The organism is Corallococcus sp. CA053C, from assembly GCF_003611675.1.
Lineage (GTDB): Bacteria > Myxococcota > Myxococcia > Myxococcales > Myxococcaceae > Corallococcus.
The window spans coordinates 1-7,534 of record NZ_RAWA01000449.1 but is presented as its reverse complement, the minus strand read 5'-3'; the positions used below and the strand labels follow the sequence as shown (position 1 = coordinate 7,534).

General features: G+C 71.9%; 8 protein-coding genes. 5 read left to right on the top strand and 3 right to left on the bottom strand.

What is annotated here, in order from left to right; translation table 11 throughout:
• From D7V97_RS46220 to D7V97_RS36875, 5 genes are all read left to right on the top strand, one after another.
• A partial coding sequence (locus tag D7V97_RS46220; protein ID WP_233583458.1) for a hypothetical protein occupies nucleotides 1–224 on the top strand: 224 nt, incomplete at its 5' end.
• A gap of 188 nt (nucleotides 225–412) precedes the next feature.
• Complete coding sequence (locus D7V97_RS36890; RefSeq protein ID WP_120615300.1) at nucleotides 413–874, top strand: hypothetical protein; 462 nt, start codon at nucleotides 413–415, stop codon at nucleotides 872–874.
• A gap of 69 nt (nucleotides 875–943) precedes the next feature.
• A complete protein-coding gene (locus tag D7V97_RS36885; protein WP_120615299.1) occupies nucleotides 944–2,371 on the top strand; it encodes an ATP-binding protein in 1,428 nt (475 codons plus the stop codon).
• Nucleotides 2,368–3,729: a sigma-54 dependent transcriptional regulator gene (locus D7V97_RS36880; RefSeq protein ID WP_120615298.1), complete on the top strand. Its 1,362-nt coding sequence runs from the start codon at nucleotides 2,368–2,370 to the stop codon at nucleotides 3,727–3,729. Before D7V97_RS36885 ends, D7V97_RS36880 begins: the two co-directional genes overlap by 4 nt.
• 214 nt (nucleotides 3,730–3,943) lie before the next feature.
• Nucleotides 3,944–5,728 carry a L,D-transpeptidase family protein gene (locus D7V97_RS36875; protein WP_233583457.1) on the top strand — a complete coding sequence of 595 codons (1,785 nt, stop codon included), beginning with the start codon at nucleotides 3,944–3,946 and terminating at the stop codon, nucleotides 5,726–5,728.
• A 21-nt stretch (nucleotides 5,729–5,749) separates the two neighbouring features.
• Here D7V97_RS36875 and D7V97_RS36870 read toward each other — a convergent pair whose 3' ends face one another.
• Genes D7V97_RS36870 through D7V97_RS36860 form a run of 3 tightly spaced genes read right to left on the bottom strand, consistent with a single transcriptional unit; the run spans nucleotide 5,750 to nucleotide 7,503 of the window.
• Nucleotides 5,750–6,166: a secondary thiamine-phosphate synthase enzyme YjbQ gene (locus D7V97_RS36870; protein WP_120615296.1), complete on the bottom strand. Its 417-nt coding sequence runs from the start codon at nucleotides 6,164–6,166 to the stop codon at nucleotides 5,750–5,752.
• Between the two features lie 24 nt (nucleotides 6,167–6,190).
• Nucleotides 6,191–6,925: an alpha/beta hydrolase gene (locus D7V97_RS36865; RefSeq protein WP_120615295.1), complete on the bottom strand. Its 735-nt coding sequence runs from the start codon at nucleotides 6,923–6,925 to the stop codon at nucleotides 6,191–6,193.
• Nucleotides 6,922–7,503: a peptidylprolyl isomerase gene (locus tag D7V97_RS36860; RefSeq protein WP_233583459.1), complete on the bottom strand. Its 582-nt coding sequence runs from the start codon at nucleotides 7,501–7,503 to the stop codon at nucleotides 6,922–6,924. Before D7V97_RS36860 ends, D7V97_RS36865 begins: the two co-directional genes overlap by 4 nt.
• Nucleotides 7,504–7,534 lie beyond the last annotated feature (31 nt).

Sequence of the window (7,534 nt, the reverse complement as noted above, 5' to 3'; positions counted from 1 at the left end):
ATAAGGGACAGGGGGTGTTGGCAAAGGCGGCGGAAGCGGCGAACAGGGCGGCGACGATGACGGTCTTCATGGATGGCTCCGGGGAACGACACGCCGACGCGGGATTGCATCGGTTGTTGTGCGCCTTCCTTGAGCACCCGCCGTGCCAGTCACTGGTTTTGAACAACTTCGCGGGGTTCTCCGGGTGGGAGCGGATCCGCCATGGGGAGAATCTCCTCAGTTGAGTGCGCAACGATGGGTGCATGCTCCCCAGGCAGGCGCTCGGCGCTTTGACGGCAACGACGCTCTTCTGCAAGCTGCGGCGCGTTCGCTCGTCCCGAGCGCCAGGCGCCGGGGTCTATTAGGAGCGAGCGTGAGGCCCGGCGGTCCTCGTCGCGCATGTCGCGCGGCCAGGGGTCGGGAGAGATGGCGTATGCGGCACCTGCTGGTCGCATGGGGTGTGGTGTGGTTGGGGGTGGGGTGTGCGGCGAGCATCCCGCCCGAGCGCCTCCAGGCCCAGGTGCTGGAGACGGAGCGGTGGCAGCGGGAGTACCAGTCCGAGCGTGAGCGCACCGAGCTGCTGGCGACGAGGCTGGCGGCGGTGGAGTCCGCGCTGGAGGAGCTGGCGCAGGAGCGCGCGGAGGCGGAGCAGGCGCGCGCGGAGGCCGAGCAGGGCCGCGCCTCCGCGGTGGACGAGCTGGCGCGGCTGGAGACGGAGCGCCACGCGCTGGAGGATCAGAACGCGCAGCTGCTGGCGCGGCAGCGTGAGCTGGCGGCGCTGCACGAGGAGCTGTCGGACGTGTGGTACGAGTCCGCGCTGGAGCGCGCGCGGCGCCGCACCCAGCCGCCCCTGCCGGGCGAGTCGGCCAAGGAGGCCGCCGGTCCGGTGCCGTGATGTTCCCGGAGGCGACCCGGCTTCGGGCCTTGGCCTCCTTCCCCTTCTTCAAGGAGCTTGGGTGTGGCGATGAACTCGCGGACCCCCATCCGCGGCTACCGCGCGGGTTTCTTCTTCGTGGTGATGCTGCTGTCGGCCGTCACCGGCTTCACGCTCTGGACGGAGGTGCGCACCGGCGACCAGGTGGACGCGCTGGTGCTGGAGGCGCTGGAGCGCGCGAGCCTCATCGGCCGCATCCGCGTGGACGTGATGTCGCTGGAGTCCGCCATCGAGGCGCACGTGCGCTCCACCGGCGACGCCGAGCGCAAGGAGGCCGACGCGGTGATGGAGGACATCCTGGGCAGCATCCGCCGGGCCTCCGAGGCGTACATGCGCCACCTGCCGCTGGGAGAGAAGGCGGTGTGGCTGCGCTTCAACAACGCGTGCCAGGGGCTGGCGGATCAGGTGCGCGCGGCGGCGGTGTTCTCGCGCCAGCGCGACGCGGAGCGCGCCCGGCGTCACCTGGTGGAGAGCATCCGCCCGCTGGCGGCGGAGGTGGACCTGCTGGCGGGGAAGCTCGCCACGGAGAACGCGGACGACGCGCGCGAGCTCGTGGGACGGCTGGGCACGCTGCGGGTGCGCAACACCGCCCTGGGCGCGGGCACCACGCTGCTGGCCATCCTCCTGTCCATGATGGTGGGCTGGCACATCACGTCCCTGCTCAAGCGCCAGGACGCCACCATCCAGGGGCAGATTGAAGAGCTGGGGCGGCACAACCAGGAGCTGGATGCCTTCACCAGCCGCGTGGCGCATGACCTGATGGGCCCGCTGTCCCCGCTCAAGGGCTACCTGACGCTCATCCGGCGCTCGGGCGCGGTGAAGGACCCGGGCGCGCTGGAGATGATCTCCCAGTGCGAATCCAGCGCGGTGCGCATGGGCGAATTGATTGAAGCGCTGCTGCGCTTCTGCCGCGCGGGCAACCGGGGCGACGGCACGAAGGGCGAACTGGACACGGCGGTGAGCACGCTGCTGTTGGAGGTGAGCCAGACGGCGTCGGCGCTGGGCGTGGCGCTGGAGCGCGAGCTGGAGCCGGGCGTGCTGGTGGACTGCCCCGCGCAGCTGCTCCAGGTGGTGGCGCGCAACCTGCTGTCCAACGCGGTGAAGTACACGGCCGGCCGGCCGGAGCCGCGCGTGGTGGTGCGGGTGGCGACGGAAGGGCCGGACGCGGTGGTGGAGGTGACGGACAACGGGCTGGGGATGAGCGCGGCGACGCAGGCCTCGCTGTTCCAGCCGTTCTTCCGGGCCGCGGAGGTGCGGGGCATCCCGGGGCACGGGCTGGGGCTGGCCACCACCCGGCGCGTGGTGGAGGCGCACGGCGGCACGCTCACGGTGCACTCGGAAGAAGGCAAGGGCACGCGGATCCGCGTGCGGTTCGCACGAGTGGCGCGCGCGCAGGCGCCGCTTGTGGTGGAGTCCGGGCCGCAACGGGACTCCTCCTCCATCCGCAAGGTCTCATGAGCCCAGCCCGAATCCTCGTCGTGGATGATGACCCGCATGCGCGGGACCTGTTGCAGCGCCTGCTGGGCGTGCTGGGCCCGGTGGTGCAGGCGGCGGATCCGAAGAGCGCCTCCGAGCGGATGGGCGAGCAGGCCTTCGACCTGGTCCTCACCGACATGGCGATGCCGGACCCCGGCGACGGGCTCAAGGTGCTCCAGACGGCGCGCTCCACCCTGCCGGACACGCCCGTCATCGTCGTCACGGCGTTCGGCAACATCGAGGGCGCGCTGGACAGCATCCAGCAGGGCGCCTTCGACTACCTGTCCAAGCCGTTCGACGTGGACGCCATCATGCGGGTGGCGAAGCGCGCGCTGGAGCAGAAGCGGCTGGTGGAGGAGAACCGCACGCTGCGCAAGCAGGTGGAGCGCACGTCGCTCGTGGGCCGCAGCCAGGCGCTGCTGGAGGTCTACAAGCAGGTGGCGCGCGCGGCGACCAGCAACGTGCCGGTGTTGATTACCGGGGAGACGGGCACGGGCAAGGAGATGGTTGCGCGCGCGCTGCACAAACGCTCGGCGCGCTCCAGCGGGCCGTTCATCCCCATCGACTGCGGCGCCATCACCGAGTCGCTGATGGAGAGCGAGCTGTTCGGCCACGCGAAGGGCAGCTTCACCGGCGCGTCGGGCGCGCGGCGCGGCCTCTTCGAGGAGGCCAACGGCGGCACGCTCTTCCTGGACGAGATTGGCGACGTGGGCCCCAAGGTGCAGTCGCAATTGCTGCGCGTCCTCCAGGAGGGGGAGATCCGCCGCGTGGGCGAGAGCGTCCCGGTGAAGGTGGACGTGCGGGTGCTGGCGGCGACGAACAAGGACCTGAAGGCCCGGGTGACGGAGGGGGCGTTCCGCGAGGACCTGCTGTACCGGCTGGACGTGGTGCACCTGCACCTGCCGCCCCTGCGCGAGCGGCGCGAGGACATCCCGGCGCTGGTGGAACACTTCGCGGCGCTGCATGCCCGGGGCGGGGTGCGGCCGGTGGTGACGGCGGACGCGATGGCGCGGCTGACGGTGTACGACTGGCCGGGCAACGTGCGGCAGTTGGAGAACGTGATGGCGCGGGCGCTCGCGCTGAACGTCACGGGCGTGCTGGGGCCGCCGGACTTCCCGGAGCCCATTGGCGACGCGCCCAAGCGCCTCACCGGGCTCGCGGGCGACCTGCCGAGCCTCGCGGAGCTGTCGCGGCGGTATGCGGCGCACGTGCTCCAGCACGTGGGTGGCAACAAGAGCGAGGCGGCGCGACTCCTGGGCGTGGACCGCAAGACGCTCTACAAGCTGCTGGAGACGCCCGAGGCGCCCGAGGTCATCCCACCCGCCGAGGGCCGGGGCTGATCCGTCCACGGCAGGACGGGGCCCTGCCCTTTCCGTCAGTCGTGGCAATCACCGCTGCGGGCGTAGGGTCTGCCCACCCCAGCGGGGGCACGCGCAGGAGATCACACCTGGGCCGACGTTGAGGATGTCAGCGGGGACCCGTACCGTAGCAACCTGTATGCGCCGCCGCTGGCTCCCCCTCGGACTCCCCCTGATTCTCTTCGCGTGCGCTCCGGTGGAGCCACCCCTCCCGCTTGAGTCGGTGGATGCGGGCAGCGCCCTGCCCGTGACGGAGGTGGCTTCCGCGCCCGCCGCCGGATCCGAATCGACACTGGAGCCGACCGCGGCGCAGTCCGCGGACGCGCTGCGCTCCGCGTGGCAGGCCACCGCGCCCGATCCCTCCGTGGACGGCGGCGTGCCCCACGCCACCGCTTCGGCCCTCATCGAAAACGCGGACACGGCGGAGGACGCGGGCTCGGAGGGTGCGCTCTCGCTGATGATGGAGCCGTCGCTCGCGCAGGCCTCGGCCTCGTCCCGGGGCTCGAACCCGGAGGCCCTGCCGGGCGAAGAGGAGCCCCAGGTCATCACCGAGTCCGAGGTCCCCGTGCTCGAACTGGGACCCGATGGCGAGCCCCTGCTCGATGCCGACGACTTCGCCCCGGAGCCCGTCGCCGCCGCGCCTGAACCGGACGCCCCCTCCGAGCCGTCACCCACCGTCGGGGACGGTGACGAAGGCGAGCCCACCGTCGCGGATCCGCTCGCGACCGCCGACGCCGGGATGGAGCCGTATGCCATCCCCTACGCTCCGGACGCGGGCTCGCTGCGGGTGCGCCGCTCCATCGCGGTGCGCTCGGAGCCCCGGCAGGACTCGCCTCCGCTGGGCACGGTGGCGCAGGACATGCGCGTGACGTGGAAGGGCGCGATGCGCGGGCCGGACTGCGAGACGTGGGTGCAGTTGGAGCCGCGCGGCTGGGTGTGCGAGCGCTACCTGGAGCAGAACTTCCGCGAGCCCCGCGTGCGCACGCTGCCCCGCGTGGAAGAGGGCGCGCTCACGCCCGGCATCTACGCGCGCGTGGTGGGCCGCCGCGTGCGCGCCTATCCCAGCCTCGCGCTCGCGAAGCGGCGGCGGCAGGGCGTGCTGCTCAAGGGCTCCGTGACGGTGAAGCTCCAGGGCCAGGTGAAGGTGGGCCGGCGCACCTTCTGGCGCACGTCCGACGGCCAGTACTTCGAAGCGCGCGTGCTGCGCGAGCACCGCCCGTCCGACTTCAGCGGCCTGGACGCGGAGGCGCTCGCGTCGCTGCCCATGCCCTTCGCCTGGGCCCAGTCCCGCGTCACGCCCCGCTCGGACGTGGTGGTGCGCGTGGCGCCGGATGCCCGCGCCGACCGTGAGACGGTGCTGCCTCCACGCACCATCGTCCCCGTGCGCGAGCTGTCCCCGGATGGCCAGTGGGTGCGCATCGCGGAGGACCACTGGGTGGCGCGCGACGACCTGCACGTCGCGTGGTCGCTGGCGTCGCCGTCCATCGTGGAGCCCGGCGCGCGCTGGCTGGACGTGGACCTGGAGGCCCAGGTGCTCATCGCCTACGAGGGTGACCGCCCCGTCTACGCCACGCTCATCTCGTCCGGCAGCCCGGGCACCGACACGCCCGAGGGCCTGTTCCGCATCTGGGTGAAGTTCGCCGAGGCCGACATGACGGGCCAGATGGGCAAGGCCAGCTACCGCGTGGCCACCGTGCCCTGGACCATGTTCTTCGAGGGCGACTTCGCGCTGCACACCGCCTACTGGCACGACCGCTTCGGTGAGCCGGTGAGCCACGGCTGCATCAACCTGGCCCCGAAGGACGCGCGCGTCCTCTACGGGTGGACCACGCCCGAGGTGCCCACCGGCTGGTCCATGGCCCACGCGCTGCCGGACGACCCGGGCACCTGGGTGCGCATCCGCGGACAGGCCCGTGCACAGCCGAAGAAGCGCCGGGGTGGCGCGCCCGTCGTCGCCACCGCCCACGTCAGCGACCTGTGAGGCGCCAACGCCTCCGGCGCTTCAGCCACCCAGCACGGACACGGTGACGCGGCGGCGGTGCGGCGACGTGCGGTGCTCCCAGACGTAGACGCCCTGCCACGTGCCCAGGTCCGCCGCGCCGTCCTTCACCGGCACGCTCAGGGACACCTGCGTCAGCACCGTGCGCACGTGCGCGGGCATGTCGTCCGGCCCCTCCGCGTCGTGCTGGAACAGCGGATCCCCGTCCTTCACCAACCGGGAGAAGAACGCCTCCAGGTCGCGCTGCACGACGGGGTCCGCGTTCTCACTGATGAGCAGCGACGCGCTGGTGTGATGCAGGAACAGCGTGCACAGGCCTTCGCGGATGCCCGTGCCCTTCACCGCCCGCTGCACCTCGTCCGTGATGTCCACGAGGCCCCGGCCCCGCGTGGGCACCGTCAGCTCCTTCGCCTGGTACACGCTCGAGCCTCCGTCCTGCGCGGATCAGCGTTCGTCCAGTCGCTTCAGGAGGAACGCGGCCACCCGCTCCAGCTCCTCCGTGACGATGGTGTGCCCACCGTCGAAGGGCAGGAACTCCACCGGCAGTCCCGCGCCCGTCAGCACGTCGCGCAGGCGCTCGGCGCCATGGAAGGGGAGCATCGTGTCGTCCCGCCCGTGCCCCATGAACACCGGGAGCGACGAGCGCGCGCGGGCCTTCGTCTTCCACTCCTCCACCGCGATGAGCGTGCCGGACAACAGGCACAGGCCGGCGGGCGCTTCCTCCAACCGCAGCGCCACGTCCGTGGACAGCATCGCGCCCTGGCTGAAGCCTCCCAGCACGACGCGACCGTAGGGATGCTGGAGCGCGGCCACCGTGCTCATCAGCGCGCGGCGCGCGGCGGGCATCCCCGGGGGCACGTCGCGGGCGAACTGATCCCAGTCCCGCTGCTCACCCGCCAGGACCGAATCCGGCAGCGGGAACCAGGCGCGCGCCTGGGGCATGCCCAGGTTCGCGAGCGACAGCGGGGCCTCCGGGAAGACGAAGCGCACGCCCTCCGCGAGCCGGGGGTCGGCGTTCAGCAGCTCCGGCGCCAGCCCCACCAGGTCCGTGCCCGGCGCGCCGTAGCCATGGCTGAGCACGACCACCAGCTCCGGCTTCACGCCCTGCGCGAGCGCGTCGACGACGTGGCAGTCCAGTTCACCCAGCTTCGTGCGCACATGGCGCGGAAGTGTGCTCACGGCTGTGCGTCGCTGACGGTGACGTGCTGGATGACCACGTCCGCGTCGGGCCGGTCCTGCCGGTTGCGCGGCACGTCGCCAATCTTCTCCACCACCTCGTAGCCCTTCACCACCTCACCGAAGATGGTGTGCCGGCCGTTGAGGTTGGTGGGCGTGGAGGTGGTGATGAAGAACTGGCTGCCGTTGGTGTCCGGGCCCGCGTTGGCCATGGCCAGGATGCCCGGCTTGTCGAAGCCGCGCATGCTCTTGAACTCGTCCCCGAAGCGGTAGCCCGGGTCGCCCCGGCCGGTGCCCGTGGGGTCGCCGCCCTGGATCATGAAGCCGGGGATGACGCGGTGGAAGATGACGCCGTCGTACAAGGGCTTGCCCTCCACGCGCTCGCCCGTCCTGGGGTTGATCCACGGCTGCTCGCCGGACGCGAGCCCCACGAAGTTGGCCACCGTCTTGGGCGCGTCCTTGGAGAAGAGCTTCAGGACGATGGTGCCCTGGTTCGTCTCCATCGTGGCCCAGAGGTCCTGGCCCTCCAGGGCCTTCTTCTGGAAGCCCTTCGCGGCGGCCGCGTCCGTCTGCAGGCTCACCGTGCGGGGAGCCGCGGGGGTGCCCGTGGGG

Excerpts from the sequence above, each read along its gene's own strand:
- D7V97_RS36880 (WP_120615298.1), top strand. The coding sequence starts at position 2,368 with ATGAGCCCAGCCCGAATCCTCGTCGTGGATGATGACCCGCATGCGCGG.
- D7V97_RS36885 (WP_120615299.1), top strand. The coding sequence starts at position 944 with ATGAACTCGCGGACCCCCATCCGCGGCTACCGCGCGGGTTTCTTCTTC.
- D7V97_RS36890 (WP_120615300.1), top strand. The coding sequence starts at position 413 with ATGCGGCACCTGCTGGTCGCATGGGGTGTGGTGTGGTTGGGGGTGGGG.